This window comes from Streptomyces fuscichromogenes (genome assembly GCF_014645815.1).
In the GTDB taxonomy this organism is placed as follows: domain Bacteria; phylum Actinomycetota; class Actinomycetes; order Streptomycetales; family Streptomycetaceae; genus Streptomyces; species Streptomyces fuscichromogenes.
Map to the genome: position 1 here is coordinate 27,268 of NZ_BMML01000012.1, position 25,101 is coordinate 52,368.

Annotated in this window: 26 protein-coding genes; 19 read left to right on the forward strand and 7 right to left on the reverse strand. The window is 72.2% G+C overall.

The annotated features are described in order from the left end of the window. Positions 1-175 precede the first annotated feature (175 nt). Positions 176-1,501 (forward strand): MFS transporter, encoded by a 1,326-nt coding sequence (locus IEZ11_RS25435; RefSeq protein WP_189265190.1) that lies wholly within the window; start codon positions 176-178, stop codon positions 1,499-1,501. 56 nt (positions 1,502-1,557) lie between these two features. Here the strand turns inward: IEZ11_RS25435 and IEZ11_RS25440 are convergent, their stop codons facing one another. The 3 genes from IEZ11_RS25440 to IEZ11_RS25450 form a co-directional block, all read right to left on the reverse strand. Further along, positions 1,558-2,322 carry an XRE family transcriptional regulator gene (locus tag IEZ11_RS25440; RefSeq protein ID WP_189265191.1) on the reverse strand — a complete coding sequence of 255 codons (765 nt, stop codon included), beginning with the start codon at positions 2,320-2,322 and terminating at the stop codon, positions 1,558-1,560. 195 nt (positions 2,323-2,517) lie between these two features. Further along, a complete protein-coding gene (locus tag IEZ11_RS25445; RefSeq protein ID WP_189265192.1) occupies positions 2,518-2,940 on the reverse strand; it encodes an SH3 domain-containing protein in 423 nt (140 codons plus the stop codon). A 129-nt stretch (positions 2,941-3,069) separates the two neighbouring features. Next, complete coding sequence (locus tag IEZ11_RS25450; protein WP_189265193.1) at positions 3,070-3,474, reverse strand: cupin domain-containing protein; 405 nt, start codon at positions 3,472-3,474, stop codon at positions 3,070-3,072. A 217-nt stretch (positions 3,475-3,691) separates the two neighbouring features. On the opposite strand from IEZ11_RS25450, the gene IEZ11_RS25455 reads away from it, so the two are divergent. The 9 genes from IEZ11_RS25455 (at position 3,692) to IEZ11_RS25495 (ending at position 11,204) form a co-directional block, all read left to right on the forward strand. Further along, entirely contained in the window at positions 3,692-4,255 is a 564-nt protein-coding gene (locus tag IEZ11_RS25455) for a carboxymuconolactone decarboxylase family protein (protein ID WP_189265408.1), read from the forward strand. A 111-nt stretch (positions 4,256-4,366) separates the two neighbouring features. Continuing rightward, on the forward strand, positions 4,367-5,278 hold the full coding sequence (locus IEZ11_RS25460) for a LysR family transcriptional regulator (RefSeq protein ID WP_189265194.1): 912 nt from the start codon (positions 4,367-4,369) through the stop codon (positions 5,276-5,278). Positions 5,279-5,405: 127 nt separating this feature from the next. Beyond that, on the forward strand, positions 5,406-6,326 hold the full coding sequence (locus IEZ11_RS25465) for a VOC family protein (protein ID WP_189265195.1): 921 nt from the start codon (positions 5,406-5,408) through the stop codon (positions 6,324-6,326). 19 nt (positions 6,327-6,345) lie between these two features. Beyond that, positions 6,346-7,794 (forward strand): NAD-dependent succinate-semialdehyde dehydrogenase, encoded by a 1,449-nt coding sequence (locus IEZ11_RS25470; protein ID WP_189265196.1) that lies wholly within the window; start codon positions 6,346-6,348, stop codon positions 7,792-7,794. After that, entirely contained in the window at positions 7,791-8,561 is a 771-nt protein-coding gene (locus tag IEZ11_RS25475) for a fumarylacetoacetate hydrolase family protein (RefSeq protein WP_189265197.1), read from the forward strand. The genes IEZ11_RS25470 and IEZ11_RS25475 overlap by 4 nt, the downstream gene beginning before the upstream one ends. Beyond that, positions 8,558-8,929, forward strand: a complete 372-nt coding sequence (locus tag IEZ11_RS25480; RefSeq protein ID WP_189265198.1) for a VOC family protein — start codon at positions 8,558-8,560, stop codon at positions 8,927-8,929. Before IEZ11_RS25475 ends, IEZ11_RS25480 begins: the two co-directional genes overlap by 4 nt. Before the next feature lie 25 nt (positions 8,930-8,954). Then, positions 8,955-9,740: an alpha/beta fold hydrolase gene (locus IEZ11_RS25485; RefSeq protein ID WP_189265199.1), complete on the forward strand. Its 786-nt coding sequence runs from the start codon at positions 8,955-8,957 to the stop codon at positions 9,738-9,740. Continuing rightward, a complete protein-coding gene (locus tag IEZ11_RS25490) occupies positions 9,737-10,195 on the forward strand; it encodes a GlcG/HbpS family heme-binding protein (protein ID WP_189265200.1) in 459 nt (152 codons plus the stop codon). The genes IEZ11_RS25485 and IEZ11_RS25490 overlap by 4 nt, the downstream gene beginning before the upstream one ends. Positions 10,196-10,199: 4 nt before the next feature. Beyond that, the gene (locus IEZ11_RS25495) at positions 10,200-11,204 is read left to right on the forward strand and encodes a uroporphyrinogen decarboxylase/cobalamine-independent methonine synthase family protein (RefSeq protein ID WP_189265201.1); all 1,005 of its coding nucleotides are present in this window, start codon (positions 10,200-10,202) and stop codon (positions 11,202-11,204) included. A 170-nt stretch (positions 11,205-11,374) separates the two neighbouring features. On the opposite strand, the gene IEZ11_RS25500 is transcribed toward IEZ11_RS25495, so the two are convergent. Continuing rightward, on the reverse strand, positions 11,375-11,662 hold the full coding sequence (locus tag IEZ11_RS25500; RefSeq protein ID WP_189265202.1) for a putative quinol monooxygenase: 288 nt from the start codon (positions 11,660-11,662) through the stop codon (positions 11,375-11,377). Positions 11,663-11,842: 180 nt separating this feature from the next. Between IEZ11_RS25500 and IEZ11_RS25505 the strand changes: the two genes are divergently transcribed. The 5 genes from IEZ11_RS25505 (at position 11,843) to IEZ11_RS25525 (ending at position 18,284) form a co-directional block, all read left to right on the forward strand. Then, positions 11,843-13,303 (forward strand): aldehyde dehydrogenase family protein, encoded by a 1,461-nt coding sequence (locus IEZ11_RS25505; RefSeq protein ID WP_189265203.1) that lies wholly within the window; start codon positions 11,843-11,845, stop codon positions 13,301-13,303. Continuing rightward, on the forward strand, positions 13,296-14,495 hold the full coding sequence (gene lhgD, locus IEZ11_RS25510) for an L-2-hydroxyglutarate dehydrogenase (protein ID WP_189265204.1): 1,200 nt from the start codon (positions 13,296-13,298) through the stop codon (positions 14,493-14,495). The genes IEZ11_RS25505 and lhgD overlap by 8 nt, the downstream gene beginning before the upstream one ends. A gap of 141 nt (positions 14,496-14,636) precedes the next feature. After that, positions 14,637-15,497, forward strand: coding sequence for an amidohydrolase family protein (locus tag IEZ11_RS25515; RefSeq protein WP_189265205.1), 861 nt, complete (start codon positions 14,637-14,639; stop codon positions 15,495-15,497). 13 nt (positions 15,498-15,510) lie between these two features. Further along, entirely contained in the window at positions 15,511-17,211 is a 1,701-nt protein-coding gene (locus IEZ11_RS25520; RefSeq protein ID WP_189265206.1) for a thiamine pyrophosphate-dependent enzyme, read from the forward strand. Positions 17,212-17,231: 20 nt separating this feature from the next. Continuing rightward, positions 17,232-18,284 carry an Ldh family oxidoreductase gene (locus tag IEZ11_RS25525; RefSeq protein ID WP_189265207.1) on the forward strand — a complete coding sequence of 351 codons (1,053 nt, stop codon included), beginning with the start codon at positions 17,232-17,234 and terminating at the stop codon, positions 18,282-18,284. Between the two features lie 172 nt (positions 18,285-18,456). Here IEZ11_RS25525 and IEZ11_RS25530 read toward each other — a convergent pair whose 3' ends face one another. From IEZ11_RS25530 to IEZ11_RS25540, 3 genes are all read right to left on the reverse strand, one after another. After that, the gene (locus IEZ11_RS25530) at positions 18,457-19,395 is read right to left on the reverse strand and encodes an alpha/beta hydrolase fold domain-containing protein (RefSeq protein ID WP_189265208.1); all 939 of its coding nucleotides are present in this window, start codon (positions 19,393-19,395) and stop codon (positions 18,457-18,459) included. A gap of 132 nt (positions 19,396-19,527) precedes the next feature. After that, positions 19,528-20,541 carry a M56 family metallopeptidase gene (locus tag IEZ11_RS25535; RefSeq protein ID WP_189265209.1) on the reverse strand — a complete coding sequence of 338 codons (1,014 nt, stop codon included), beginning with the start codon at positions 20,539-20,541 and terminating at the stop codon, positions 19,528-19,530. Positions 20,542-20,545: 4 nt separating this feature from the next. Further along, positions 20,546-20,959: a BlaI/MecI/CopY family transcriptional regulator gene (locus tag IEZ11_RS25540; RefSeq protein ID WP_189265210.1), complete on the reverse strand. Its 414-nt coding sequence runs from the start codon at positions 20,957-20,959 to the stop codon at positions 20,546-20,548. Between the two features lie 174 nt (positions 20,960-21,133). On the opposite strand from IEZ11_RS25540, the gene IEZ11_RS25545 reads away from it, so the two are divergent. The 4 genes from IEZ11_RS25545 to IEZ11_RS25560 all read left to right on the forward strand — a co-directional run bounded on the left by IEZ11_RS25545 (position 21,134) and on the right by IEZ11_RS25560 (position 25,086). Further along, entirely contained in the window at positions 21,134-21,670 is a 537-nt protein-coding gene (locus tag IEZ11_RS25545) for a MarR family winged helix-turn-helix transcriptional regulator (protein WP_189265211.1), read from the forward strand. Between the two features lie 155 nt (positions 21,671-21,825). Then, the gene (locus IEZ11_RS25550) at positions 21,826-22,203 is read left to right on the forward strand and encodes a DoxX family protein (RefSeq protein ID WP_189265212.1); all 378 of its coding nucleotides are present in this window, start codon (positions 21,826-21,828) and stop codon (positions 22,201-22,203) included. After that, a complete protein-coding gene (locus IEZ11_RS25555; protein ID WP_189265213.1) occupies positions 22,204-22,671 on the forward strand; it encodes a peroxiredoxin in 468 nt (155 codons plus the stop codon). 57 nt (positions 22,672-22,728) lie between these two features. Then, the gene (locus IEZ11_RS25560) at positions 22,729-25,086 is read left to right on the forward strand and encodes an ATP-binding SpoIIE family protein phosphatase (protein ID WP_189265214.1); all 2,358 of its coding nucleotides are present in this window, start codon (positions 22,729-22,731) and stop codon (positions 25,084-25,086) included. The last annotated feature ends 15 nt before the right edge of the window (positions 25,087-25,101 follow it).

Below are 25,101 nucleotides of genomic sequence, written 5' to 3' on the forward strand. Positions count from 1 at the left end.
CCCCCCTTTGCCGCTCGGGTGTCCGGATTGTTGCTGTGATTGTTGACAAAACTGTTGACGTTTTTGCTCGCCGATCCTTAGCGTCTACGCACCACGGGTCAGCTGCACGAGCCGCGTCGACCCCCTCTACCGCTTCCCCTCCAGGGAACGCATCCTGGACGAGAGGAAAACAAAGATGTCCTCCTCAACCGCCCTGTCCGCTCGCGGCAGCAGACTGGCCCTGCTGGTCATCGGACTGTGCTGGCTGGCCGTGCTCTTCGACGGCCTCGACATGTTCATCTACGGCTCGGTGCTGCCCCACCTGCTGGAGACCAAGACCTTCGGCATCACCCCGGACAAGGCCGGCGACCTCGGCTCCTACGCCACCTTCGGCATGCTGGTGGGCGCCCTGACCGCGGGCACGGTCGCGGACCGCATCGGCCGCAAGCAGCTGATGACCGCCTGCGTCACGCTGTTCTCGCTCGCCTCCGCCGTCTGCGCGATCTCCGGCAGCCTCGCGGTCTTCGGCCTCGGCCGCACCCTGGCCGGCGTCGGCCTCGGCGGCCTGCTGCCGACCGCGATCAGCATGGTCTCCGACTACGCCAAGGGCGGCCGGATCGCGATCACCATCGGTGTGCTGATGACCGCCCACCACGCGGGCGGCATCCTCTCCGCCTACGTCGCCAAGTGGCTGGTCGACCCCTACGGCTGGCGCTCCGCGTTCTGGGTCTGCGTCCTTCCGCTGCTCTTCGTCCCGGTCCTGCTGAAGCTGCTGCCCGAGTCGCTGAGCTTCCTGGTCGCCAAGGGCCGCACCGAGGAGGCGACCGCACTGGCCGACCGCTACGAGGTCGAACTGCCGGCCGTCACCGCCAGGAAGACCGCCGCCGACCGCTGGGACGCGCTGCTCGGTCTGTTCCGCGGCGGCGAGTGGCTCCAGACCCTGCTGTACTGGCTGGCCTCCTTCGGCGGTCTGCTGCTGGTCTACGGCGTCGCCACCTGGCTGCCGACCCTGATGCGCACCGAGGGCTACGAGCTCGCCAACGCCCTGACCTTCGTCGTCGTCTTCAACCTCGGCGGCATCGTGGGCATGCTGGTCGCGGGGCGGGCGGCCGACCGGTTCGGCGCCCCGCGCATCGCGGCGATCTGGTTCGCCCTCACCGCCGCCGGTGTCTACCTGCTCAGCGCCCACATGCCGATGGGCGTGACCACCCTCGTCGTCTTCCTCACCGGCGTCTTCCTCAACAGCGCCCAGACGATGATCTACGCGACCGTCTCCATCCGCTCCACCCCGGACAACCGCGCCACCGCCGTCGGCTGGACCTCCGGCATGGGCCGCTTCGGCGCCGTCTTCGGCCCCTGGCTCGGCGGCCAGCTGCTCGCGTCGGGCAACGGCGACTGGGGCTTCACCGCCTTCGCGCTGGCCGGTGTCTCCTCGATGGTGTTCATCGGCATCGCCGCCCTGCGCTCGGCCCGGCAGCCGCAGGCCAGCGACGACCAGGAGAAGCTGCTCGCCGCCCACTGACCGGTTCGCCCCGGACCGGTCCGGCGCCGCGCCCCTTCCACGGGCGCGGCGCCTTCCTACTGCTCGCCGGCGGGCTCCGCGTCCAGCCCGGTGCAGGCCAGCCGCCCCGCCACCTCGGCACACGCCTCCACGCCCCGGGGCGCCGGCACCGCGAGCATCGGGCTGGTGTAGCCGACGGAGTCCTCGGCCGGATAGCTCGCGGAGAGCACGTCCTGTCCGGCCCGGACCGAGACCTCCCGGGCGTACGGGGTGTGCAGCCGTACCTCGGACCAGGCGGTGCCGCAGGCGGGGGACCAGCGCAGCCGGACGTCGTAGGCGGCGTCGGTGACGGTGCTCTTGGTCTGCGCGTCCCGGGCGCAGGCCGAGGCGTCCGGCAGCTCGCCCTGGCAGGACCGGCCGTGACAGCGCGGCGCCCCCGACACCGGCTGGGTGCCCTGCACGCCCCGCCGGTCCGAGACGGTCACGGCGGTGGCGGTCACCCCGGCCACGGTGAGCAGCGCCAGCGCGGTCAGGGGCAGCCGCCACCACCGCCGCGCCGGCCGCCGCTCCTGGACCGCCTCGGCGGCCGGCGGCCCCTCGGGGACCTCGCACAGCGCCAGTACGGCCGCGGGGTCGGCGCCCGCCAGCCGGGCCAGGGCCTCCACGGCCGGGCGCGGCGGCCGTTTGTCGCCGGAGAGATAGCGGTGCCAGGCGGACTTGCTGTACGGGGTGCGGGCGGCCAGCGCCGCCAGGCTCAGTCCCGTACGCTCCTTGAGTTCGCGCAGCCTCGCCGCCGGCGACTCTTCCGACGGGGTGGTACTCGCTCCTTCGGGGTGCGGCATGTGGCGTGCCTCGACTTCATTACGCTATGGGCGTTTCGCCCCTGTTGTCGGGATGGCTTCCCATCGGGACCGGGCCCGCAATCGGCGAACAGGTGTGAAGACGGTGAATCGAGAGGTGCATGTCGAAGGCCTGTTCGGGAACGCGGGGCTCCCGAACAGGCCTCTGGGGTCAGGGCGTACGGCGGTGCGGGCCCGTCAGCACCACGGGACGGCGTGGCCGACCCGGACGTAGTGGGCGGAGACGTACCCCCTGTGGTGCGGGAGCCGGTACCAGGTGTGGGTGCCGCGCACCGAACCGCCGTACGTCCTGCAGGTCAGCGGGACGAGGCGGTTGCTGTGGCGGTGGCTCACCACGCGGTAGCGGGTGCCCGGGCCGGAGCGGACGTTGAGCCCGACCCGGTGGGTGGTCACGCGGCCCACGGTCCGGTACGTGTAGTGCCGGTGGTGGGGATGGTGGGCGGCCGGCGCGGGCAGGGTGGTGTAGTTGTAGTACTGCACGATTCCCTGGGGCGCGGGGACCGGGGTGGCGGCGCTCGCGGTGGCGGCCCCGGCCGTGGGCAGGAACGCGAACACCGCGACCGTGGCCAGCAGGCCGTTCTTCAGGATCCGACGGGACATGGAAACCTCCGTGCTGTCGTGCCGGTGACCACGAAGGGTGATCACGAGTCGGAGCGTTTCCGGGCCGGGCCGTCACCATGTCGTCCCCGCGTGCCCTGGGACGGCTGGGACGTCCCAGGGCACACGGGCTCAGCCCATCTGGTCCTCGGCCGACAGGTGCTCGACCGTCTTCCCGGTGGCCGTGAAGGTCCGCGTGACGTACCCCGACGAGTACACCCACAGGATCCGCAGCGGCGTGTCGCCGACGTTGCGGAACAGGTGGGGGACGGGGGACGGGACGTACGTGGTGTCGAACCGCTCCAGCCGGGTCACCTCGCCGTCCACCCACACCTCCGCCTCGCCCTCCAGGACGGTGACGTGCTCGTCGCAGTTGTGCGAGTGCAGCGGCGCCCCCGAGCCCACCGGGTAGACGCTCATGCCGCTGGTGATGAGGTTCTCCCCGCCCGCCGACGGCGTGGTGACGAGCGGTGTCGTCACGACCGCGCCGCCGCGGTCCAGCAGGGGCACGGACGCGGCCTTGATGATCGTGGTCATCCGGGGGGTTCCTCTCCAGTACGACGTACCTGACACGCGGACCGACGGTAGGCCGCGGGCGCGCGAACGGGTGCCCCCTGGCGTGCAGTTTTACCTTGCGCTCCGGGAGGTGTGAGGGCCCGCGAAGCGGCTGTAGCGTCACCTCGCAATCCACGGCCGCCGGAGAGACAAGGCAGGTACCGGCCCCATGAGGCTCCCCGTACTCAGCGAAGACGACATGGACCCGCGCCAGCAGGAGCTGGCCGCCCGGATCGCGGGCCGCCGCGGCGCCGTCCGCGGCCCGTTCCGGGTCTGGCTGCACAGTCCGGAGATGTGCGAGCGCGCGGAGTCCCTCGGCGCCTTCGCCCGCTTCGACTGCAGCCTTCCCGAGCACCTGCGCGAACTGACCCTGCTGATGGCCGCCCGCAACTGGGACGCCCAGTACTCCTGGAACGCCCACGTCCGCCAGGCCGTCGAGGCCGGCGTCCCGGAGTCCGCCGTGCAGGCCATCGCCGAGAAGCGCGAGGCGGTCTTCGAGGCGGAGGCCGACCAGGCCTTCTACCAGTTCTGCCGGGAGGTCCTGGAGGAGCACTTCGTCTGCGACGAGACCTTCGCCCGCGCCCTGGCGCACTTCGGCCCCAAGGGGCTGGTCGACACGATCGGCGCGCTCGGCAACTTCACCATGCTCGGCATGTGCCTCAACACCTTCCAGGTGGACCTCCAGGCCGACCGTGAGCCGCCGTTCCCGGACGTCCGCGGCTATGGCCGGATCGCCCCGGACGAGGCGCAGAGCAGGGCTTGACCATGAGAAACGCGGCGGATCTTTTAAGCAGGTAGCCGTTGACAGGATTGCCGACATTCGATTTGTGTGGGTGACCAGCGCGGGCGAGCCGCACGCGCGTTCGGAGGAAAAATGGATCGCTTGCTCCTCATGCACAGCTTCGTGACCGTCGCCCAGGTCGGCAGTTTCAGCGGAGCCGCCAAGAAGCTCGGCTCCTCCGGCTCGCTCGTGTCCCGGCACGTGGCGGAGCTGGAGCGGCAGATCGGCGTACGCCTGGTCAACCGCACCGCCCGCTCCGTGAGCCTCACCGAGCCGGGCCAGCGGTACGCCGAGTTCGCCGCCCGCATTCTCGACGAGATCGAGGCCGAGGACGCCGGCATCGCCCAGCTCCACGACCGGCCCGAGGGCACCCTCAGCGTCATCTGTCCCAAGTGGATAGGCAGCCTCGACCTAGGGGACGCCATCGCCGCGTTCTCGGCGACCCATCCGAAGATCCAGGTCCGGTTCGAGCTCGGCGGGATGTCCGACCGTACCTACGACTTCCTGGACAGCGGATTCGACGTCGCCTTCCACACCCGGGACCTCAGGGACTCCAGCGTCCGGCTGAAGAAGATCGCCTCACTGCCGTTCGTGCTGTGCGCCTCCGCCGAGTACATCGAGCGGTGCGGCACCCTCGCCCACCCGAACGACCTCGCCGCCCACGACTGCCTGGTCCACCTCAACGACCCGGTCTGGCGGATCGGCCACGGGCACGCCAGCACCCTGCACAAGATCCGCAACATCGCGTTCTCGTCCAACTCCTACATCGCCCTGCAGAAGGCGGCGGTGCACGGCCGCGGCATCGCCCTGCTGCCCCAGCGCCCGGTCTACGACGACCTCGTCTCCGGCGCCCTCCAGGTGCTGCTGCCCGGCCTCGCCGTACCCGACCGCCCGCTCTACGCGATCTACGGCCCCGGACAGGACACCCCGCGCAAGATCAGCGTCTTCCTGGACTTCCTCGCCGGGTGGTTCGCGCAGAACCCGATTCCCGCGATCCGGTCGTAGGCCGGGCGGCCCGCGGCCGAGTGGCCCAGGCCGCAAGAAACGCTTGCGCATTCCGTAGAGCTCAGGCCATTGAGCCCCTCGCGAGCCGAAACCTACGCTCGCGAGGCGACCCGGAAACGAGGAATCCATGGGAATCCAGAGAATCGAATCGGTCACCTACGCCATCGACGACCTCGGCGTCTGTGTCCGGTTCTTCGACGACTTCGGGCTGTCGCTGGTGGAACGGTCCGACGAGCACGCGGTGTTCGTGACCCGGACCGCCCAGACCCTGCACCTCGACACCGTGCCGTCGCCGTCGCTGCCGGCCCCCGTCGAGGACGGGCCGACGCTGCGCGAGGTCGTCTGGGGCGTCGACACCCCCCAGGAGCTGGAGCGCCTGGTGACGGCGGCGGGCCGGGACCGCGAGGTCCGGGAGAGCGCCGACGGCGTCCACCACACCGTCGACGAGACCGGCTTCGGCGTCGGGCTGACCATGGCCCGCCCCGCACCGGCCCCGGTGGCCCCCCGCCCGGCCAACACCCTCGGCAGCGTCACCCGCTGGAACACCGCCCTGGAACCGATCACCCGGGTCCGGCCGCTGCGCATGTGCCATGTCGCCCTGAACATCCCCAAGGAGGGCCGCGAGGCGGCCGTCGGCTTCTACACCGACCGGCTCGGGTTCCGCCCGACCGACGTGGTCGAGCCGATGGGCGTCTTCATGCAGGCCCCCGGCGACGACGACCAGCACACCATGCTGCTGTGCCACCGCCCCGACAAGGCGGGCGTCAACCACATCGCCTACGAGGTACCCGGTTTCGACGACGTCATCGAAGGCGGCAACCACATGATCGAGCACGGCTGGCGGGAGGCCCGCAGGCTCGGCCGGCACACCATCGGCTCCAACGTCTTCCGCTTCCTGCACGCCCCGTGCGGCGGCCGCGTCGAGTACGCCGCCGACATGGACCGGGCCGACGAGAAGTACGGCACCCGGGTCCACGAGACGACCCCGCCGCACCACATCTGGGCCCTGCGCACCAACCGCGACCAGGAAGCCCCCACCGCGTCCTGACCCTGAGAGGGCACCCTTCATGACCACCGACCACGGCTATCCCGCCGTCCGCATGTACATAGCGGGCGAGTGGTGCCAGGGCGGCTCCGGACGGACCGCCCCCGTCGTCAACCCCGCCACCGAGGAGACGATCGGCGAGGTCCCGCTCGCCACCCCGGCCGACCTCGACCGCGCGCTCGAAGCCGCCGAGCACGGGTTCCGGGTGTGGCGCGCGACCTCCGTGGCGAAGCGCAGCGCGATCCTGGACCGGGCCGCCGACCTGATCTCCGAACGCGCCGCCGGCATCGGCCGCGTGATGACCCTGGAGCAGGGCAAGACGCTCGCCGAGTCGACGGGCGAGGCCAGGCGTACCGCCGACACCCTGCGCTGGCACACCGAGGACGCCCGCCGCGCGTACGGCCGTATCATCCCGTCCGCGCCCGGCACGGTGCTCACCGTCCGCCGCGAACCCATCGGCCCGGTGGCCGCCTTCGTGCCCTGGAACTTTCCGGTCGGCGGCCCCAACCGCAAGATCTCCTCGGCCCTCTCCGCGGGCTGCTCCATCGTCATCAAGGCCTCCGAGGAGACCCCGGCGACGGCCGCCGCCCTGGTGGAGTGCTACGCGGACGCGGGACTGCCGGCCGGAGTGCTCAACCTCGTCTTCGGCGAGCCCGCGGAGGTCTCCGCCCACCTCATCGCCTCCCCGGTCACCCGCATGATCGCCTTCACCGGCTCGGTGCCCGTCGGCAAGCTCCTCGCCGCCGAGACCGGCAAGGTCATGAAGCCCTCCCTGATGGAGCTGGGCGGCCACGCCCCGGTCATCGTCTGCGCCGACGCCGACCCCGGACAGGCCGCCCGCCGAGCCGCCCAGGCCAAGTTCTTCAACGCCGGCCAGGTGTGCACCTCGCCCAGCCGCTTCCTGGTCCACGAGAGCCTCGTCGAGGACTTCACCGCCGAGTTCGTGAAGGCCGCCGAGGCCGTCGTCGTCGGCGACGGACTGGTCCAGGGCACCACCATGGGCCCGCTCTCGAACGAGCGCCGGCTGCGGTCGGCCGAACGGCTGACGGCGGACGCGGTCGGCAGGGGAGCCACCGTCCTCACCGGCGGCGAACGGCTCGACCGGCCCGGCTACTTCTTCGCGCCGACCGTGCTCACCGACGTGCCGGCGGACGCCGACCTGATGTCCGAAGAACCGTTCGGGCCGCTCGCGCCCATCGTGCCCTTCAGCGATCTCGACGACGCCCTGGCCACCGCCAACTCGCTGCCCTACGGCCTGGCCGCCTACGGCTTCACCAGGTCGGCCGCCACCGCCGAGAAGCTCTCGGACGCGCTGGAGGCGGGCATCCTCTCGCTCAACCACTGCGGCGGCTCGGTGCACGAGGCGCCCTCCGGCGGGGTCAAGGACAGCGGGTACGGCCGGGAGGGCGGGCCGGAGGCGCTGGACGCCTACCTGGTCACCAAGCGTGTCTCCCACCTGCTGACGCCATGAGGTACGCGCGAGTCTCGGTGGACGGCCGGGCGGTCTGGGGCCGGGTGGGGGAGACCCGGGTCGAACTGCTCTCCGGGTCACCGCTGGAGGGCGAACCCGGCGTGCTCGGCACGATCCCGGTCGCCGGTGCCGTCTGGCTGCCGCCCGTCGTGCCGGGCGTGTTCTACGCCGTCGGCTACAACTACCCCCGGCACATCGAGCACGCCGGCGCCGCGACCCCCGAGCGTCCCGAGGTCGGCTACCGGGCCAACAACGCGCTCACCGGCCACCGTTCACCGATCGTCAGACCGGCCGAGGTGACCGGACGCTTCGAGGCCGAGCCGGAACTCGTCGCCGTCATCGGGCGTACGGTCCGGCACGCGACGTACGACGACGCCCGGAAGGCGGTCTTCGGCTGGACCATCGGCAACGACGTCAGCGCCCGCACCTGGCAGCACCAGGACCGCACGTTCTGGCGCAGCAAGAACAGCGACACGTTCAAGCCGATGGGGCCGTGGATCGAGACCGAGGTCGACGCACTGGCCCAGACGACCACCCTGAGCGTCAACGACGAGGTGCGCGCCACGTTCCCGACCGGGGACATGGTCTTCGACCCCTTCGACCACATCGTCGAGATCACCCGGCACATCACCCTGCACCCCGGCGACGTGCTGTGGATGGGAGCCGAGTCCACCTGCCAGATCGACCCCGGCGACACCGTCGAGGTCGCGATCAGCGGCATCGGCGTGCTGTCCAACCCCGTACATCTGGAAGGGAACCACTCATGAGCGCGGAACCCCGCTACATCCACCACGTCAACTTCCCCACCACCGACCCCGATCGCACCGCGGCCTGGTACACCAAGGTCTTCGGGATGAAGCGGATCATGCCCAAGTCCAACACCCGTGTGGTGCTGATGACCCGTGGCAACTTCGACCTGCACTTCACCCCCGTCGAGGAGATGGAGCGCATGGCGCCCTACCACTTCGCCGTCGAAGTGGACGACTGGGACGACTTCCTCGCCCATCTCGAGGAACTGGGCATCCGGCACACCCGGACGATCGAACGCCCCGAGAACCAGTCCAAGTTCTGCTACATCCACGACCCCGACCACACCATGATCGAGCTCGTCTACCACGGCCGTCGCCCCAACTAGGCGCATCAGTACGGGAGTTCATCACATGCCCATCGCCGACTCCGACGGCACATCCATCTATTACGAGCGCCACGGCAGCGGCCCGGCGATCCTGTTCGTGCACGGCAGCGGCGGCCACCACGCCGCCTGGTGGCAGCAGGTCGCCGCACTGCGCGAGGAGTTCACGGTCCTCACCGTGGACCTGCGCGGCTTCGGCAAGTCCGACTCGTCCATGGCGGAGTTCGACGGCCAGGACTTCCCCGGAGACGTGGTCGCCGTCCTCGACCGGGAGGACATCACCGACGCCATGCTGGTCGGCCAGTCCATCGGCTCCGTCGCCGCCCTGCGCGCCGGGCTGCTGCGCCCCGAGCGGGTCTCCTCGGTCGTCCTCGGCCACTCCCTGGGCGGCATCAGCCACCCCGAGCTGAAGGAGCTGGCCGCCGCCGACCGCGCCGAGGCCGTGAAGCTGCCCGTCATCGACCGGCTGCTGACCAGGTCGTTCCAGCGCGAACGGGCCGACCTCACCTTCCTGTTCCAGCAGATGGGCACCTTCAACGTCGCCAGGATGCAGGACCTCCGCAACCTCGACACCAACGGCCCCTCCCTGGAGGAGATCGAGGCCTGCGGCGTCAAGGTCGCCTTCCTCGCGGGCGAGAAGGACGCCGTCCTCAGCGTCAAGACGGTCACCCGCGCCCACGAACTGCTGGCCGGCTCGCACCTGGAGATCGTCCCGGACGCCCCGCACTCCATGTACTGGGAGACACCCGGGCGGTACAACGCCGCCGTCGCCCGGCTCCGCCGCACCCTCACCGCACCGAAGGATTCAGCATGACCAGCCTCACCCTGGCCGCCGCCGAGGAGATCATCGGCGCCGCCCACCAGCGCGCCCAGGAGATCGGCAAGGCGGTGAGCGTCGCCGTCGTGGACGCCGGCGGCTTCCCGATCGCGATCCGCCGCCCCGACGGCGCCCGCCCGCTCACCCCCGACATCGCCCGCGCCAAGGCCTACACCGCGGCGATCATGCAGCGCCCCGGCACGATGCTGAAGAAGTGGCAGGAGTCCCAGCCGGTCTTCTTCTCCCAGCTCTCCCAGCTCCCCGGCGCCGCGCTGCCGATCATGGCCACCGAGGGCAGCCTCACCATCAAGAAGGACGGCGAGATCATCGGCGGACTCGGCATCGCCGGGGGCACCGCGGACGAGGACCAGCGGATCGCCGAGGAGGTCCTGAAGGCCCTCGGCTACGAGCTGGAGTTCGCCGCCTGGGGCGTCGCCGGCGGAAAGGACTGACATCATGGCGGACACGTTCAACTACCGCATCGACCACCACGGCAGCCTGGTCCGCCCGGCAGGCCTGTCCACCGCCGACCCGGAGGCCGTCGACACGGCGGTCCGGGAGGCGGTCGCCTACCAGCGCAAGCTGCGCTCCACCGTCGTCACCGACGGCGACTTCCCGCGCGAGGACTTCCGCAGTGCGGTCCTCGACGGCGTGTCGGGCTTCCGCCGTACCGACGAGGCGGCCCCGGACGGCCTGGTCCGCTGGATCGCCGAGTCCCTCCCCAAGGCCAACGGCCCGCTGCTCGCCGACCGGGCCGCCCAGCTCGCCGAACTGACGGTGATCGCCCCGAAGGCCACGCTGCCGTCCCCGGCGTACCTGGCGGCCACCACCTATCGGCCGGGCCTCGGCGTCTCCTCGGCCCGGGAGCTGGGGGAGGCCCTCGCGGAGATCGTCCGGGCCGAGATCGAGCTCCTGATAGCGAAGGGCGTCCGCCTGATCCAGCTCGACAACCCGCTGCTGCTCGCCCAGCTCGGCACCGACCCGGCCGACCCGGGCGCCCTGTCCTTCGCGGACGCGCTGGCCGTGGACGCCCTGGCGGTAGGACCGGACGAGCGCCCGGACGGCGTCCGTATCGGCCTCGCCCCCGGCTGGTCGGCCCCGCACGAGGTGGACCGGGCCCGCGCCGAGCAGTTGTACGCCGGCATCGGCGCCGACCGCTGGATCCTCCCGTTCGACCAGGGCACGCAGGCGGAACTCGACCTGGTCAAGGCGCTCCCGGACGACCGGGACTTCTGCCTGGGCGTGGTCGACGCGACGGCGCCGGAGCTGGAGGACATCGACACCGTGATGTCCCGTATGGACGCGGTCGGCGAGTTCAAGGACCTGGAGGACGGCGCGGTGTCGCCGTCGCGGGGCTTCGCGGATGTGGCATCGCGGCCCCTGCTGACCGCGGAGGACCAACGCCGCAAGCTGGTGCTGGTCGAGACCATCGCCCGGTACTGCTGGGGCAACGAGTTCTGACCGCTGATCGGCCGACTGCGGCGCCGTCGTGGTTGCTCGCGCAGTTCCCCGCGCCCCTGAAAGAAAGGGGCGCTGCAGTGCGCCCCTTCTTTTGCTTTGCGGGGCGCGGGGAACTGCGCGAGCAACCACACACAACCCGCGCCCCGGAACGCACCTGAGCCCGGCAGACGCTAGATGACCTCGGCGAAGGTCACCGTGCGTTCGGTCAGCAACGGCCACACCACCCCCACGACGACCTCCTTGAAGTGCTCGGCCGCCTTGTGCGCCTCGAACCCCTCCCGGTCGACATACCGCTCGTACAACAGAAACCCACCCGGCTCGCCCTCCACGACGTGCACCTCGTACATCAGGTTCGCGGGCTCCGTCCGCGTGGCCTCCCGCGCCTTCAGCAGCGCCGCGCGCACCACGGCCTCGTCGGCGGGCGCGCATCGATAGTGGGCGACGACTGTGTATGCCATCCGTCTTCTCCTCGGTACTTGTCCGGTCCGCCGATTCCAGCATGGATCATTCGCCCGACGGCCCGCGCACAGCGCAACCAATGCCTGCCCCCGCGGGGCTGGTGGACCCCCTCCCACATGGTGTGTTGTCGCAGACGGCCCGCACGGGCGGCAGCGCGGACGACGAAGGAAGTGATCTCCATGCGCACTGTGGAAACCCTCTTGGGCGGGGAGTGGGTGAGGACCGGCGAATGGATCGACGTCCACGACCCCGCCGACGTCCGTACCCCCTTCGCCCGCGTTCCGGCCCTGTCCGCCAAGGACGTCACCCGGGCCTACGACCACGCCGAGCGCGGCTTCGCCGGCTGGAAGCGCACCAGCCCCTTCGAACGGGCCCGGGTCTTCACCGAGGCGGCCAGGCTGATCCGGGAGCGGGCCGGGGAGATCGCCGCCGACGTCACCGCCGAGAACGGCAAGACCCTGGCCGAGTCGACCGGCGAGACCCTGAAGGCCGCCGACTTCCTGGAGTACTACGCGGGCCTCGCCCGCCAGGGCTACGGCACCCTGCTGCACGACGTACGTCCCGACCACCGTACGCACACCCAGCGCGAGCCGATCGGCGTGATCCTCGTGATCAGCCCCTGGAACGACCCGCTGATCACCCCGGCCCGCAAGCTCGCCCCGCTGCTCGCCACCGGCAACGCGGCCGTCTTCAAGCCGGCCACCGAGACGCCTCTGGCCGGACTGCACCTCGCCCGTGCCCTGTACGACGCGGGCCTGCCCGCGGGCGTCCTCAACGTCGTCACCGGCCGGACCGCCGAGATCGAGGAGGCGCTCCTCGACGACCCCCGGATCGTCGGCATCACCTTCACCGGCTCCAACGCCGTGGGCAACCGCATCCGGCGCCGCCTCGTCGACCGCAACGTCCGCTTCCAGGGCGAACTGGGCGGCAAGAACGCCTCGGTGGTGCTGCGCGACGCCGATCTGCCGGCCGCCGCGAAGGCCGTCGTGGCCGCCTCCTTCGGCCAGGCCGGGCAGCGCTGCACGGCCACCAGCCGGGTGATCGTGGAGCAGCCGGTGTACGACGGGTTCGTCACGCTGCTGGCCGCGGAGGTGCGGGCGCTCACCGTCGGCCCCGGCACCGACCCGGCCACCACCCTGTGCCCCCTGTCGAGTCCCAAGCAGCGGGACGGCGTCCTCGCCGACCTGAACAGGGCGGTGGAGCAGGGCGCGACCGTGCTCACGGGGGGCGGGGCGGACACCGGGCGGCCGCACGGCTGCTACGTGGAACCCACCGTCCTCACCGGCGTCACCCCGGACATGGCCGTCTGGCGGGAGGAGGTCTTCGGGCCCGTCCTCGCCGTCCGCGCGGTCGACGACTTCACCGCGGCCGTGGCGGCGGTCAACGACTCCGGCTTCGGGCTCGCCGCCGCCGTCTTCACCCGCGACCTCGGCTCGGCGTACCGCTTCGCCGACGAGGCCGAGTGCGGGCAGGTCGCGGTCAACACGACGACCACCGGCTGGGACGTCCACCTGCCCTTCGGCGGCTTCCACGACTCCGGTACCGGCTACAAGGAGCAGGGCGAGGAAGTCCTGAGGTTCTCCACCCGCGTCAAGACGGTGGCCGTCCACATCGGCGCACCGGAGCGGACCCATGGCTGACGAGACGGTCGGCGTCGTCGGGGCCGGCATCGTGGGCCTGGCCACGGCCCGTGAGATCGCCCTGCGCCGCCCCGGCACCCAGGTCGTGGTGTTCGAGAAGGAGCAGGAGGTCTCCCGGCACCAGACCGGCCACAACTCCGGTGTGGTGCACGCCGGCATCTACTACACACCCGGCAGTCTCAAGGCCGACCTGTGCGTGCGGGGCGTGTCCCTGCTGCGCGAGTACTGCCGGGACCGGCAGCTGCCGTACGACGAGATCGGCAAGCTGGTCGTGGCGGTCCGCGAGGACGAGCTGGGCCGGATGGAGAACCTGTACCAGCGGGCGCGGAACAACCACGTACCGGAGCTGCGGAGGATCTCGCGGGCGGAGATCAAGGAGCTGGAGCCGCATGTCGGCGGTATCGCGGCCCTGCACTCCCCGCGCACCGCGATCACCGACTACCCGGCGATAGCCCGTGCGTTCGCCCAGGACGTCGTGGACGCGGGCGGCGAGGTGCGACTCGGCTTCCCGGTCACCTCGATCACCACCGTGCCCGGCGGCGTCGAGGTGGCCTGCGGAGCGGACCGGGTCCGGGTGGACCGGCTGATCCTCTGTGCCGGCCTCCAGTCCGACACCGTCGCCCGGCTGGCGCAGGACGGACCGGAGCCCCGGATCATCCCCTTCCGCGGCGAGTACATGCTGCTCAGGCCGGACCGGGCGCATCTCGTGCGCGGCCTCGTCTACCCGGTACCCGACCCGCGCTATCCCTTCCTCGGCGTGCACTTCACCCCGCGCGTCGACGGCTCGGTGGAGGTCGGACCCAACGCCGTCCTCGCCCTCGCCAAGGAGGGCTATCGGCGCAGCCGGGTCTCGCCCCGGGACCTGCTGGCTCTCGCCGCCTACCCCGGTGCCTGGCGGATGGCCGCACAGCACTGGCGCACCGGCATCAAGGAGTACCGCGGCTCGTTCTCCAGGGCCGCCTTCATGAAGGACGCCGAGCTGTACGTGCCGGGCGTCGGCGTCCGCGACGTGGTGCGCGGGGGCGCGGGCGTGCGCGCCCAGGCGCTGGACCGGGACGGCACGCTCGTCGACGACTTCCGTGTCCACCGGGTCGGCCGGATCACGGCCGTACGCAACGCCCCCTCGCCGGCCGCCACGGCCTCCATGGCGATCGCCGAACACATCACCTCGGCCGTCTTCGACGACGCCTGAGACAGCGGCCGCACACCCCGCGAACAGCGCACTTCCGCGCAACAACAGCTTGCGCTCCGGGATCTCCGCAAGAGCGCACCGGCCGCCTAGCGTTCCTTCCATACCGCTCCACCACCCCCCTCCGAGAGAAAGAGTCCGGACATGTTCGTCGTCGACACGCAGATCCACATCTGGAAGGAAGAGACCCCGGACCGCCCCTGGGTGCCCGGCGCCCGGGAGCGGATCCGGCTCAACGGCCACCGCGAGGACCCCTTCTCCTACGAGGAGGCCCTGGAGCTGATGGACGAGGCCGGCGTGAACCGGGCGCTGATCCTGCCGCCGTCCTGGGAGGGCGACCGCATCGACTACGCCCTGGAGGCCTGCGAGGCCCACCCGGACCGGTTCGGCATCATGGCCCGCATCCCGCAGAACAAGCCCGAAGAGGGCAAGGCGATGCTCCGGGACTTCGCGCAGAACCCGCATGTGAAGGGCACCCGGCTCACCTTCCACCGGCCGCAGGACCGCAACTGGATGATCGACGGCACCAACGACTGGTACTGGCCGATCGCCGAGGAACTGGGCATCCCGACCATGGTCCACGCGCCGATCTGGAAGCGGGAGCTGGGCGAGATCGCCGCCAAGCACCCCGAGCTGAAGATCATCATCGATCACATGGGCATCATGGCCCGCTGCGTCGACGACGCGATCGGCTACTGGGTCTCGGAGACCGCCGACCTGCACGTCCACCCGAACATCTACGTCAAGGTGTCGGCGCTGCCGGGCTACTCCACCCAGCCCTTCCCGAACGGCAACATCCAGAAGTACGTGCGCGAGATGGTCGACAAGATGGGACCGCAGCGCTGCTTCTACGGCACCGACATCACCCGGCTGCTCGGCCACGGCATCACCTACACCGACACGATCGAGCAGTTCACCAAGCACTGGGACTTCACGCCCGAGGAGCTTGAATGGATCATGGGCCGCGGTATCTCCGAGGTCCTGAACTGGCCGATCGAGGGCTGAGGAAACTCCGGCGATGACCAACAACCCACGGACCGACGGCGGGGACGCCGTCGTCTCCGCCTTCAACGCGGCGGGCGCCGACTACGTCTTCTGCTCCTCGGGGTCCGAATGGGCCCCGGTGTGGGAGGCGCTGGCCCGCCGCCACCGCGACGGCGAGCCCGCCCCGCGGTACCTCGACCTGACCCACGAGACGGTCGCCGTGGGCATGGCGACCGGGTACGGGCTGATCGAGCGCCGCCCGCAGGGCGTACTGCTGCACGCGGCGCCGGGCCTGCTGCAGGGCTCGATGGCCGTGCACGGCGCGCTGCTGGCCGGCGTGCCGATGGTCGTCGCCTCGTCGGAGTCGACGACGTACGGCGACGCACCCGGGCACGATCCGGGCGGCCAGTGGTACCGCAACCTGTCGATCGTGGGCGGGCCGCACGGCATCGCCCAGCCGTTCACCAAGTGGTCCACCGAGGCCGCCAGTGTGCACACGCTCCCGGTCATGATCACCCGGGCGGCCGAGCTGGCCCGGCGGGCCCCGGCCGGACCGGCGTACCTGAACATCCCGCTGGAGATCCTCCTGGAGGAGTGGGACGGCCGTGCGGCCAAGCCCGTCGTCCCGCCGGGCTCCACGCACAGTTCGCCGGAGGAGGTCGACCCGGTCGCGCAGCTGATCCGGGAGGCGGCCAACCCCGTGATCGTCACCGAGACGGCGGGGCGCGAGGCGGGCGGCTTCGAGGCTCTGGTCGCCTTCGCCGAGGCCTGGAACATCCCGGTCGTGGAGCCGGACTCGGCGGTGTGCGGCAACTTCCCGCGCACCCACCCGCTGCACGCGGGCAGTGACATCGGCCCGTGGATGGACACGGCCGACCTCGTCCTGCTGGTGAACTGCCGGGCGCCCTTCTACCCGCCATCCCGCCGCCCGTCCAAGGCCAGGATCGTCGTCATCGACGAGGTCCCCCAGCGTCCGCACGTCGTCTACCAGGTGCTCTTCGCCGACACCTACCTGGAGGGCAACGTCGCCAACACCCTGCGCCAGCTGACCAAACGGGCGCGGGACCTCGACGAGCGGGCGGTCGAGGTACGCCGGGCGGCGCAGGAGGAACGGCACGCCGCGGAGGAGTCCGCGATCGCGGCGGCGGAGACGAAGGCGGCCGAGGCCAAGGGCGTCGACCCGGTGCTGGTCGCTGCCACCCTGCGCAGGCTGGTGCACGGTCAGGACGCGATCGTCGTCGACGAGACCATCACCCACAGCCGGGTCGTCAAACGCCATCTCCGGACCGCCGACCCGGACTCCTACTTCTACGTCCAGGGCGGACTCGGCCAGGGCATCGCGGTCGCCCTCGGCGTCAAACTCGCCGCCGGGGAACGGCCGGTGGTCCTCACCATCGGCGACGGCGCCTTCACCTACAACCCGGTGATCCCCTCGTACGACGCCTCGAACGCCTACGAACTCCCGCTGCTGATCGTGGTGTTCAACAACCGTGTCTACAAGTCGATGAACCTGAACCACCGGCGCTTCTACCCCGACGGCGCGGCCGCCGAGACCGGCGAATGGCTCGGCACCGATCTGCACCGGCTGCCCCGGCTCGCCGCGTTCGCCGAGCCGTTCGGCATGCACACCGAGACGGTCGACACCTCGGAGGCGCTCGCGCCGGCGCTGGAGCGCGCCCTCAAGGCCGTGGCCGAGGGCACGACCGCCGTCGTGGACGTCCTAGTCACCCGCTAGCCAGGAGACACACCACCGCCATGTCCAACACCCCCACCAAGATCGTGGTGCCCGCCGACGACCTGCGCGACTTCTCCGCCGCCCTGCTGGAGAAGGGCGGCCTGAGCGCCGAGCACGCCCGGACCACCGCCGACGTGTTCGTCTGGGCCGCGCAGCGCGGCGTCGACTCGCACGGCACCGCCCGCGTCCCCGCCTACCTGGACCTGCTCGCCAAGGGCGTCGCCAACGCACAGCCGCGGATGACCGTCGAGTCGTCGGTTCCGGCCGCCGCGGTCCTCGACGCCGACCGGGCCCCGGGCCCGGTGGCCCTGACCGCCGCCGCCGACGAGGCGGTACGACGGGCCCGCGCGACCGGCATCGCCTCGGTCGGCGTCCGCCGCACGGTGCACACCGGCGCCATCGGCTACTACGTGTCCCGGATCGCCGAACAGGGACTGGTCGGGCTCGGGTTCGTGGCCGGTATGCCCAACATGGGCTACACCGGCGTCAGGGGCGCGGCCGTCGCCACCAGCCCGCTCGCCATCGCCGTACCGGCCCGTGGCCACGCCCCGCTGCTGCTGGACATGGCCACCGCCACCATCGCCCTCGGGAAGATCCGCCAGGCGAAGGCGAGCGGCACGCCGCTGCCGGCGGGCGCGGCCGCCACGGAGGACGGCACGCCGACGACCGACCCGGAACTGGCGGTCATGCCCCTGCCGCTGGGCGGCGCCAAGGGCTCCGGCATGTCGCTCGCCTTCGAGCTCCTGACCAGCGTCCTGGTCGGCGCGCCGATCTTCGCGGCCTTCCACGCGGGCGACCGCAAGCACCGCCAGAACGCCCTGCTCATCGCCGTGGACCCGGCCGCCTTCGGCGACCCGGAGGCCTTCACCGCGAACGTCGACGACACCCTGAGCACGCTGAAGGGCCTGCCGGTCGCGGACGGCGCGGACGGGGTGTTCTATCCCGGTGAGCGCAGCGCGGCGGTGGCGGCGGAGCGGGCGGCGAAGGGGATCCCGGTCGCTCCGAAGGTGTGGCGCGAACTGACCGAGCGTGCTGAGCAGTTGGGCGTTGTCGCGCCGCAACTCGAAGGCTAGGCGCTCCGCTGGAGGCGCTGATCTGTCGACTGCGGCGCCGTCGTGGCTGGTCGCGCAGTTCCCCGCGCCCCTGACGGGGCGCTGCATGAGCGCCCTTTCTTTTAGGGGCGCGGGGAACTGCGCGACCAGCCCCCGACAACCGTCGGTCGCCCACCGGCAGCCCCCCGAGCTCTCAGGCGCCCGGCTCCCGAACGCCCCGCACATGGCGCGCGATGAGCGCATAGACCTCGCGTGCCCGCACGTCGTCCTTGCCGTCGTAGCCGTGATCGGCCCCCGCCACTTCGTGGTGCTCGACCAGTGCCCCCACGGCCCCCAGCCGCGAGGCGTACCGCTCGCCCTCCGCCCTGAGCAGGTCGTACTCGGCGGTGATCACCAGTGCCGGGGCGATGCCCGTGAGGTCGGCGGTGTCGGACGGATGGGCGGGGGAGACCAGCGGGTCGGTGCGCTCCTTCGGCTCCGGGACGTACGCCGTGTCGAAGACCTCGGCCATCCAGGGCCGCAGCAGCGGCTTGGCGACGGCGGCCCGCTTGTCGCCCGCGCTCGTCGCCAGGTCCAGCGGGGGATAGTGCAGGACCTGGAGGGCTATCGAGGGGCCGCCCCCGGCCAGCGCCTGCCGGGCCACCGCCGCCGCGAGCCCGCCGCCGGCGCTCTGCCCGCCCACGGTCAGCCGCGTGCCGTCCCAGCCCTGCTCGGCCGCGTGCTCGGCGACCCAGCGGACCACCTCGTAGGCCTGGTGCGGCGGAGCCGGGAAGGGATGCTGCGGGGCGACGACGTAGTCGACGTTGACCACGGCGACCTCGGCCTCGGCGGCCAGGAACCGGCAGAGCGGGTCGTCGAGTTCGGTCAGCGACATGACGTAACCGCCGCCGTGGAAGTTGACGTGCACCGGGGGAGCGGGGTCCGTGGCCGCCGGCAGGTACACCGTGGCACGGGCCGGTCCGACCGCCGTCGGGATCGTCAACGACCTCACCGTGCGAGGAAGTTCGGGGAACCGGGCGTGCGAGGCGGCATCCGAGCCCGGGCCGCTCGGGCGTCGGCTCGCGAGCAGGGTCAGCCGCTGCATGGTCTTCGCGGCGAGTGCGGCGACCGAAGGGCGGGCCAGGAGGGACATACGGCTCCGATCGGGAGGGGCGTGCGCTGCGGGGCGGCGCCGGCCGGACGACGGATCAACCATCAGGATTCCTGCTGATCGTCGGGTGACGATAACCCGCGTTCCGAACGTGGTGTCAAGCCCCCGCGCCGATCAGTGGCGGTGCGGACCCGGCCCGTGGTGGTCGCGCGGCGGGTGGCCGCAGGGGGCGTGGCCGGGGGGCGGTGGAACCGGCGTCCCGGTGTCCCGGAGGGCGGTCACGCACGCGACGAACTGGGCGCCGTCGATCATGTGCTCGCTGTCGGAGGCGGCCTCGGCGAGACTCGCGCAGGACACCGCCAGCAGCGCGGCACCGGCGACCAGCGGCAGCGCGCGGCGCGGTGGCGGCGGGGCGAGCAGCGCCCGGACCCGTTGCGGCACCGCGCCTCCGGTCGCCGCGAGTGTGGCCCGCTCCGGGGCCTTGGCCGAGGCGAGGGCCGCCCGGCCCACCGCGCGGGCCACGACCCGTCGGTCCCCGAGGCGTGCCGCGGCCTCCTCGTCGGCCCAGCGCTCCAGCACGAAGCCGCCGGTCTCGGCGACGGGCCGCAGCAGCGGACAGACCGCCGCGGTGAGCCGCCAGGCGGTCTGGAAGAGGTGATGGCGGGCGCGCAGATGGGCCCGCTCGTGCGCGAGCAGCGCCTCTCGTTCGGCGTCGCCGAGACAGCGCAGCATCCCGTGCGAGACCACGATCCGGCCCGGCGCCCCCGGAAGCGCGAAGGCGTGCGGCGACGCGTCGTCGAGCACGGCCAGCTCCAGGTCCCCGGGCAGCCGTGCGCACTCCCGGCGCGCCCAGAGCAGATGCCGTACCTGCCGTGCGGCGGAGACCGCGAGGCCGGTGAGGGAGGCGAGCAAGGTGACCGCCGCGATCGCGGACACGGTGAGGTACACCGGGTCGTCCGCGCGCACCGCCGTCACCGACCAGCGGCCCTCCCTGGCGACCTCCGGGATCTGTGCGAGCCCGGTGAACGCCAGCAGCGCCAGCGAACCCAGCCAGCCGAGCGCCGTCACCAGCGAGCCGCCGGCCAGCGCCCAGGCCGCCGGCCGCGGCGCGAACCGCCCGGCGAGCCGGGGCGCCAGGGCCGCGAGGACCACGGTGACCACGAAGGGGACGTAGACGCTGACGGTCATCGGCTCACGGTCCTTCGTCGGCGGGGTGGCCGTCGTGCTCCCCGAGCAGGCGGTACAGCAACTGCTCGTCCTGCTCGGAGAGTTCGGAGACGAACCGGGTGAGCACGGCCTCCCGGTCGGAACCGCGCTCCAGCAGGGTGTGCATGCGCTGGGCGGTGTCGGAGGCCTCGTCGCGCACCGGCGCGTACACGTGGCCGCGGCCCGCCCGGTGCCGTACGAGCGTGTTCTTGTCGTGGAGCCGGGACAGGATCGTCAGCACCGTCGTGTAGGCGAGGTCCCCCGGGAGCCGTTCCTGGACCTGCCGGGCGGTCAGCGGTCCGGAAGCGGCCCAGAGTGCCGCCAGTACGCCGCTCTCCAACTCGCCGCGCGCCCGCCGGCCGGAGGTCTCGCCGCTCTCCCCGATCTTACGGTCGCGCACCGTTCACCGTCCTTCAGCCCCTGCTCGACGCCACAGCCTACCGGGCGCGCCACCGCGGCCCGCCGTTGCGTGACCACGGAGTCCGACGGCCGGCGCATACGCTGACCGCAGTACGGGGGTAAACCCGCGCAGTAATTTACTTGAGTTACGCAACGATATGGTAAACTGGCCGGTATGCCCACAGAACCGCTGCCAGCCGTCCCCGCCGCCACCTCGGAGGTCGTGGAGATCGAGCGCGCCCTGACCCGTATCACCTACCTGAGCACCCGGGCCCGGCAGCACGAGCGGCTGATGGCCCTCGCCGGTGTCCCGCTCGACCGCGCCGCGGTGGCCCTGCTGCGCCAGATCGCCGACTCCGAGCCGCTGCGCCCGGGGGAGCTGGCGCAGCGGCTCGGAGTCGAGGCGTCCCACGTGACGCGTACCGTGCAGCAGCTCCAGAGGTCGGGATACGTCACCCGGGTCCCCGACCCCGACGACCGCCGTGCCCAGCGGATCGAGCTCACCGACGTCGGCCGGGCGGCCGTCGACCGCGTCCGGGACGCCGGGGCGCGCGGCATGCAGCTGGCCCTGAACGGCTGGGAGCCCGAGGAGCTGCGGCAGCTGGCCACGCTCTTCCATCGCATGGTCGACGACTTCCTGACCTACGCGGTCGAGGACGAGCCCGGCCAGGAACCGGCCGAGACGGCACCCCCGGCCTCACGGGCGGGGTGAGGCCGTCCGCGAGGCCGCGCCGCGCGATCGGCGGCGGCCCGCCACGAGGGTCGGTGCGGGGGACCCCTCGCACGCGCCGCCCGGAGCGGGACCCGACGGGGGGCGGAGCGGTACCGCCCGGTAATATCCGGCGGCAGGTCGTCTGAGGAGGCTTCGTGGGCCGTTCCGAACGTTCACCCCTGCTGCTGGCGGGACTGCTGGCCGCGGCCGGCGTCGCGCACTTCGCGGTGCCGAAGTCGTTCGACGCGACGATCCCGAAGGCGCTGCCGGGGTCGCCGAGAACGTGGACGTACGCCAGCGGGGCCGTGGAGCTGGCACTGGCGGCGGGGATCGCCCTGCCGCGCACCCGCGCGGTGGCGGCCCGGGCGGCCACCGCCTTCTTCGTGGGCGTGTTCCCGGCCAATGTCCAGATGGCCGTCGACTGGCAGAAGCGGCCCGAGCCGCTCAGGACCGCGGCCCTCGCCCGGCTGCCGCTCCAGGTTCCCCTGGTGCTGTGGGCGCGCGGTGTCGCACGCAACGAGGAGGGCCGATAGATGGCGGCAACTGTCGAGGTGGGAAGCAGGATCGAGGACTTCGCGCTGCCGGACGAGACCGGTACGACGCGGACCCTCACGGATCTGCTGGCCGACGGGCCGGTCGTGCTGTTCTTCTATCCCGCCGCCCTGTCGGCCGGCTGCACCGCGGAGGCCTGCCACTTCCGGGACCTCGCCGCCGAGTTCGCGGCCGTCGGCGCCCGGCCCGTCGGGATCAGCGGGGACAGCGTGGACCGCCAGCAGGAGTTCTCCGGCAAGCACACGCTCGGCATGCCGCTGCTCTCCGACGCGGACGGTGCCGTGCGGGAGCTGTTCGGTGTGAAGCGGGGCTTCTCGCTCGCTCCCACCAAGCGGGCCACGTTCGTCATCGCCCAGGACCGCACCGTCCTGGAGGTCGTCCGCAGCGAGCTGCGGATGAACACCCACGCCGACCGGGCACTGGAGGCCCTGCGCGCCCACCGGGGCTGAGCGGACGCCGCGGCCCCGCGCTTGATGCACTCGGGCACAGGTCTCATCCTGGGGCGTATGGAGCGTGTCGCTGCCGCGGCGGTCATCGACGCCCTGGGCAGGGTGACGGGGTGGAGCGAGGGTGCGCGGGCGCTCACCGGCCACCGGGCCGAGGAGGTGGTGGGCAGGCCGGCCGCCGACCTCCTCGCCGAGGCGGTCCCCGCCCGTGCGCTGGCCGCCCGCTCCGGGACCGTCGCACTGCGGCACGCCGACGGACGCCGCATGGAGATCGCCCTGACCGCCTGCCCGGTGCTCGGCCCCGACGGCGGGACCACCGGCTACGTGCTCACCGTCGACCCGCCCCGGCCGGCCGACCCCACCCTGGCCGGCCAGGCCTTCCAGCAGGCCTCCATGTCCATGTCGGTCTTCGACGTCCGCCAGCACTACCTCCGCTCCAATGCCGCCGCCTGCCACGTCATGGGCGTCCCCGAAGAGGCACTGCTCGGCCGTTTCTTCCTGGACACCGTCGAGGAGGCCCCGCACAGCGAGGGCTTCCTGAGCCATCTGCGCCAGGTCGTCGAGACCGGCCGGCCGGTCCGCTACGAGAGCTTCACCGGAGCCCCGGCCCTGAACCGGGACCACGCCTGGAGCATCGAGATGTGGCCCCTGCGCGACCCCGCCGGCGAGCTGACGGCCGTCGCCCTGGCCGCCTTCGACAACACCGAGCAGTACCTGGCCCGGCTCCGGCTCGCCCTTCTCAACGAGGCGGCCACCGCCATCGGCACCACCCTGGACGTGGTGCGCACCGCAGAGGAACTCGTCGAACTCCTCGTCCCCCGGTACGCCGACTTCGCCAGCGTCGACCTCCTCGACTGGGTCCTCGGCGCCGAGGAACTGCCCACCGTGCCGGAGGGCGACATCTCGCTGCGCCGCGTCGCCCACGGCTCGGCGACCGAGGGCACCCCCGAGGCCGCCGTACGCCTCGGCGACGCCGAGGTGCACCTGGCCGCCTCCCCGCCGGCGCGGGCGCTGCGGGAGCGACGGGCCGTGGTCGGCCAGGCCGGTGAGCCCGAGTTCCGCCGCTGGGTCGAGGAGCGCAACGCCCGCTCGCCCGCCGGCCGGGCCCATCGCCGGGGCGTCCACTCCATGATCGCCGTACCCCTGCAGGCCCGGGGCGTCCTGCTCGGCGTCGTGGTGGGCGTGCGCATGCGCCACCCCGACGACTACGTCATCGACGACACCGTCTTCGCCGAGGAACTCGCCAGCCGCGCCGCCGTCTGCATCGACAACGCCCGCCGCTTCGCCCGTGAGCGCTCCACCGCGCTCGCCCTCCAGCACAGCCTGCTGCCCCGCGGCCTTCCCCAGGCCGCCGTCGAGGTCGCCCACCGCTATCTGCCCTGCGGATCGCTGGCCGGCATCGGCGGCGACTGGTTCGACGTGATCCCGCTCTCCGGCAGCCGGGTCGGCCTGGTCGTCGGCGACGTGGTCGGCCACGGCATCCGCTCCTCCGCCACCATGGGCCGCCTGCGCACCGCCGTACGCACCCTCGCGGACGTGGACCTGCCCCCCGACGAACTCCTCACCCACCTCGACGACCTGGTCACCCACCTCGCCGCCGACGGCTCCGGCGAGGAGGTCGCCGAGCTGGGCGCCACCTGCCTGTACGCCGTCTACGACCCGGTCTCGCGCCGGCTCAGCCTGGCCGCCGCCGGGCACCTGGCGCCCGCGGTCGTGCTGCCGGGCGGCGCGGCCGAGGTCATCGGGATGACCGCGGGTCCGCCGCTCGGCGTCGGCGGTCTGCCCTTCGAGGCGACGGAGCTCGAACTGCCCGAGGGGGCCGTCGTCGCCCTCTACACGGACGGTCTGGTCGAGGACCGGGACCGGGACGTGGACCGCGCCACCGAGGAGATGTGCCGTGCCCTGAGCGCACCCGCCGACTCGCTGGAGGCGCTCAGTGACAACGTGCTCAAGGCCGTCCTGCCGGAACAGCCCTCCGACGACGTCGCCCTGCTGCTGGTCCGCACCCGCGTCCTCGGCGGCGACCGGGTCGCCACCTGGGACGTGCCGCCCGACCCGGCCCAGGTGGCGCACTTCCGGCAGGCGGCCACCGAGCAGCTCGGCGAATGGGGCCTGGACGACGCCGCCTTCGTCACCGAACTCGTCGTCAGCGAGCTCGTCACCAACGCGATCCGCTACGGCGAACCGCCCATCCAGCTGCGCCTGATCCGCGACCGCGCGCTCATCTGCGAGGTCGCGGACGGCAGTTCGACCTCACCGCACCTGCGCCGGGCGCACGCCTACGACGAGGGCGGCCGCGGCCTGCTCCTGGTCGCCCAGCTCACCCAGCGCTGGGGCAGCCGGCAGACGGGCAGCGGCAAGATCATCTGGGCCGAACAGCCGCTGCCCGAAGGCCCGTTGCCGGTCACCGGCGCCTGACCGGTACGAGGCACG

Bases quoted from the DNA above. Each gene is read 5' to 3' on its own strand.
- IEZ11_RS25435 (WP_189265190.1), top strand. From the start codon at position 176: ATGTCCTCCTCAACCGCCCTGTCCGCTCGCGGCAGCAGACTGGCCCTG.
- IEZ11_RS25440 (WP_189265191.1), bottom strand. From the start codon at position 2,322: ATGCCGCACCCCGAAGGAGCGAGTACCACCCCGTCGGAAGAGTCGCCG.
- IEZ11_RS25445 (WP_189265192.1), bottom strand. From the start codon at position 2,940: ATGTCCCGTCGGATCCTGAAGAACGGCCTGCTGGCCACGGTCGCGGTG.
- IEZ11_RS25450 (WP_189265193.1), bottom strand. From the start codon at position 3,474: ATGACCACGATCATCAAGGCCGCGTCCGTGCCCCTGCTGGACCGCGGC.
- IEZ11_RS25455 (WP_189265408.1), top strand. From the start codon at position 3,692: ATGGACCCGCGCCAGCAGGAGCTGGCCGCCCGGATCGCGGGCCGCCGC.
- IEZ11_RS25460 (WP_189265194.1), top strand. From the start codon at position 4,367: ATGGATCGCTTGCTCCTCATGCACAGCTTCGTGACCGTCGCCCAGGTC.
- IEZ11_RS25465 (WP_189265195.1), top strand. From the start codon at position 5,406: ATGGGAATCCAGAGAATCGAATCGGTCACCTACGCCATCGACGACCTC.
- IEZ11_RS25470 (WP_189265196.1), top strand. From the start codon at position 6,346: ATGACCACCGACCACGGCTATCCCGCCGTCCGCATGTACATAGCGGGC.
- IEZ11_RS25475 (WP_189265197.1), top strand. From the start codon at position 7,791: ATGAGGTACGCGCGAGTCTCGGTGGACGGCCGGGCGGTCTGGGGCCGG.
- IEZ11_RS25480 (WP_189265198.1), top strand. From the start codon at position 8,558: ATGAGCGCGGAACCCCGCTACATCCACCACGTCAACTTCCCCACCACC.
- IEZ11_RS25485 (WP_189265199.1), top strand. From the start codon at position 8,955: ATGCCCATCGCCGACTCCGACGGCACATCCATCTATTACGAGCGCCAC.
- IEZ11_RS25490 (WP_189265200.1), top strand. From the start codon at position 9,737: ATGACCAGCCTCACCCTGGCCGCCGCCGAGGAGATCATCGGCGCCGCC.
- IEZ11_RS25495 (WP_189265201.1), top strand. From the start codon at position 10,200: ATGGCGGACACGTTCAACTACCGCATCGACCACCACGGCAGCCTGGTC.
- IEZ11_RS25500 (WP_189265202.1), bottom strand. From the start codon at position 11,662: ATGGCATACACAGTCGTCGCCCACTATCGATGCGCGCCCGCCGACGAG.
- IEZ11_RS25505 (WP_189265203.1), top strand. From the start codon at position 11,843: ATGCGCACTGTGGAAACCCTCTTGGGCGGGGAGTGGGTGAGGACCGGC.
- lhgD (WP_189265204.1), top strand. From the start codon at position 13,296: ATGGCTGACGAGACGGTCGGCGTCGTCGGGGCCGGCATCGTGGGCCTG.
- IEZ11_RS25515 (WP_189265205.1), top strand. From the start codon at position 14,637: ATGTTCGTCGTCGACACGCAGATCCACATCTGGAAGGAAGAGACCCCG.
- IEZ11_RS25520 (WP_189265206.1), top strand. From the start codon at position 15,511: ATGACCAACAACCCACGGACCGACGGCGGGGACGCCGTCGTCTCCGCC.
- IEZ11_RS25525 (WP_189265207.1), top strand. From the start codon at position 17,232: ATGTCCAACACCCCCACCAAGATCGTGGTGCCCGCCGACGACCTGCGC.
- IEZ11_RS25530 (WP_189265208.1), bottom strand. From the start codon at position 19,395: ATGTCCCTCCTGGCCCGCCCTTCGGTCGCCGCACTCGCCGCGAAGACC.
- IEZ11_RS25535 (WP_189265209.1), bottom strand. From the start codon at position 20,541: ATGACCGTCAGCGTCTACGTCCCCTTCGTGGTCACCGTGGTCCTCGCG.
- IEZ11_RS25545 (WP_189265211.1), top strand. From the start codon at position 21,134: ATGCCCACAGAACCGCTGCCAGCCGTCCCCGCCGCCACCTCGGAGGTC.
- IEZ11_RS25555 (WP_189265213.1), top strand. From the start codon at position 22,204: ATGGCGGCAACTGTCGAGGTGGGAAGCAGGATCGAGGACTTCGCGCTG.
- IEZ11_RS25560 (WP_189265214.1), top strand. From the start codon at position 22,729: ATGGAGCGTGTCGCTGCCGCGGCGGTCATCGACGCCCTGGGCAGGGTG.